The sequence below is a fragment of the Flavobacterium sp. genome, from assembly GCF_035456085.1.
Taxonomy (GTDB): Bacteria; Bacteroidota; Bacteroidia; order Flavobacteriales; family Flavobacteriaceae; genus Flavobacterium.
In genome coordinates this window covers 1-2,690 of record NZ_DATIDY010000233.1, presented here as the reverse complement: position 1 = coordinate 2,690, position 2,690 = coordinate 1, and the positions used below count along the sequence as shown (strand labels likewise).

Below are 2,690 nucleotides of genomic sequence, written 5' to 3'. Positions count from 1 at the left end.
GGTAAGTTGAATCCATTATAAACCTTAAAATTAATTTATTATGAAAACAGTATTAAAATCTAAAATTATTCTTTTAGTGATTCTAACGGGAGTTGTATTTTCATGTAAAAAAGATCCAAATAATAATAATTCTACAACGATTTATGAAGATTCAACTCATACGGAACAAACAGATAACACTGCAACAGCTGTAGATTCTCTAAAAACCGACTCTGATTCGACTGGCACTGCTGGTGCAGTAGGTAAAGGCTCCACAGGTTCAGGCTCCGAAGGAACTTCACAAAAAGGTAATACAAATATGAACGATTCTACGAATATTTCATCAGGTAAATCAAAATCGTCTACATCATCTTCTAGTTCAAAATAAAAACGATATTAACTCCACGAATGGAACGTTTGTGATCATACAATTATAAAAAGCTGCATTGAGCAGCTTTTTTTGTTGGATATAACATAGATATCAAAATTATAATATATTCATATTCTGTACTAGTTCTTTTAACTTTAAAGCATTAAAAGCAGCATATCCTTGCTCGTCATTATCAAAATAAACATATACATCATTTTCTTGAAGCCAAATTTTACATTGTTGAGCCCATTCCATTAATTTTTCGTCAGAATAACTTCCTTGATATTTATTTTTTCCAGGACCATGTAATCTTAAGTAGATAAAATTTGCTGTAATTTGTATAGGTGATAAATGCTCGGCAAGCTCATAAATACAGAATGCAACATTATATTTACTTAAAAGATGATAAACTTCGGGCGTATACCAGCTGGTATTTCTAAATTCAAATACAAAGCGTTTATCTTTGGGTAATTCAGCCAGAAAATCTTCTAATACTTTTAAATCAATCCCCAGAGAAGGAGGAAGTTGGAAGAGTACGGCTCCTAATTTTGTTTTAAGTAGTTCAACTTTTGACAAAAAAGGATGCAGTATTTCATTAGGATCATGCAATTTTTTCATGTGTGTAATAAAACGATTTGCTTTAATCACATAAACGAAATCCTGTGGTACGGTGTTTTTCCAATTTACAAAAGTTTCGTCCGAAGGAACTCCATAAAATGTATTATTAATTTCAACCGTATTAAACATACTGACGTAATAAGAAAATTGGTCTTTAATTTTCACTTCCTTTGGATAAAAAGTGCCGCGCCAATGCTTATATAGCCAACCGGAAGTACCTATATGAATGGAGTGTTTTTTCATGATGAATTAATATTTCATAAATCCTCCTCAAAAACTTAAATTTAAGTTGTTTTTGGTCTTAAATACTTTGCAAATGTGGTCTAACCTGTACGCTGATAATATCACAACGTTTAGGTTGCGATAAACAAAACAGAATATTCATTGCAATGTCGATGGCTTTTAGCATTTCCATTTTTTTTATTTTTTCTTTTTGCTCTTCTTTTGGATCAGGCTGCATATCACTTGTAACACTTCCAGGTTCAATAAGTGAAACTTTAATTCCGAATTGATTAATTTCTTTACGCAATGCCGCACTAAAACCTCTGATAGCAGATTTTGAAGCAACATAAATTGTATCCGTTCCATTACGGGTTTCAGCACTCAATGATCCGATGTTAACAATATGCCCTCTTTGTTGATTCTTCATCCGCGTTACAGCTTCCTTAGTAAAATAGATGTATCCCAAAATATTAGTATCCAAAACATATTGTATGTTTTCATATTGTTCATCTATAACCCCATCAGCTGGTAAAGCGGCATTATTTATAAGAATATCAATCCCTCCAAGTTTAGTGTCGATTTCTTGCCAAACCATATGAATATCTTCCTTTTTTGTAATGTCAGCTGTAACACCATACACTTGCCCTTCCGCTTGAAGCTTAATATCGTCCATAGCTTTATCAAAATCGTCTTTATCCCTTCCAAAAATAAAAACATGACCACCTAGCGAAGCCAATAACTCAGCCGTTGCTTTTCCAATTCCGGTTGTTCCCCCAGTAATCACAATTCGTTTCTGATCAATATTTCGTCCAAAATAATCTGATAAATTTTCCATAATCTTATTTTTTGCTTAAGTTCAGTTATCATATTATACTATTGTATTTAAAAAGTGTTTAAAGTAAATCCAATAGCAATAAATTTGATTACCTTTTCCTCAAAGTTCAATTTATCATACCTATTTACTCTTATATAATTACTGAATAAATTTATAAGATTTTGAATTTCAATTTTGATTTAGTTTTTTTGATTTTTCGCTACAATTTAGTTTCGACTTCCTCAATTTATATATGGTTTTAGTGAAATAAAATTTTCTTCCTCTAAGGGATCCATAAGATGGGGTGGTTATATTACACTACTTTCCATATCTATTAATCTTTGCAAGTCATTAGTAAGTTTAGGTAAACCTCAAAATCTACGACACCAATCCATAATCCCAAGTAAACCAGTCCATTAAAAAATAATCGAAAAATAAATGCAAAAAGCCATTGTTAAAACGGATAAACGCACTACTTTTGCACCCGCAACAACGCAGATGTTCATAGAAATACTGACAAGCAATTGAGATCCAGCAGAAAAGAAATTTTCAAAAAAAGATTGATAAAAGCTTGCCAGAAACAAAAACGCTGCTTATTTTTGCACCCCGCTAAAAGCGCAAGTTATTTGAAAAGCTGATAAGAGAAAGAGAGGAAAACGAAAATAAAATTTTTCAAAAAAACTTTAA

At 31.6% G+C, this 2,690-nt stretch carries 3 protein-coding genes; 1 reads left to right on the top strand and 2 read right to left on the bottom strand.

What is annotated here, in order from left to right:
• Positions 1-40 precede the first annotated feature (40 nt).
• Positions 41-367: a hypothetical protein gene (locus VLC96_RS17400; RefSeq protein ID WP_325264966.1), complete on the top strand. Its 327-nt coding sequence runs from the start codon at positions 41-43 to the stop codon at positions 365-367.
• Positions 368-466: 99 nt separating this feature from the next.
• Here the strand turns inward: VLC96_RS17400 and VLC96_RS17395 are convergent, their stop codons facing one another.
• The gene (locus tag VLC96_RS17395) at positions 467-1,210 is read right to left on the bottom strand and encodes a DUF72 domain-containing protein (RefSeq protein ID WP_325264965.1); all 744 of its coding nucleotides are present in this window, start codon (positions 1,208-1,210) and stop codon (positions 467-469) included.
• 58 nt (positions 1,211-1,268) lie between these two features.
• Complete coding sequence (locus VLC96_RS17390) at positions 1,269-2,024, bottom strand: SDR family oxidoreductase (protein WP_325264964.1); 756 nt, start codon at positions 2,022-2,024, stop codon at positions 1,269-1,271.
• Between the last annotated feature and the right edge of the window lie 666 nt (positions 2,025-2,690).

Bases quoted from the DNA above. Each gene is read 5' to 3' on its own strand.
- VLC96_RS17400 (WP_325264966.1), top strand. From the start codon at position 41: ATGAAAACAGTATTAAAATCTAAAATTATTCTTTTAGTGATTCTAACG.
- VLC96_RS17390 (WP_325264964.1), bottom strand. From the start codon at position 2,024: ATGGAAAATTTATCAGATTATTTTGGACGAAATATTGATCAGAAACGA.
- VLC96_RS17395 (WP_325264965.1), bottom strand. From the start codon at position 1,210: ATGAAAAAACACTCCATTCATATAGGTACTTCCGGTTGGCTATATAAG.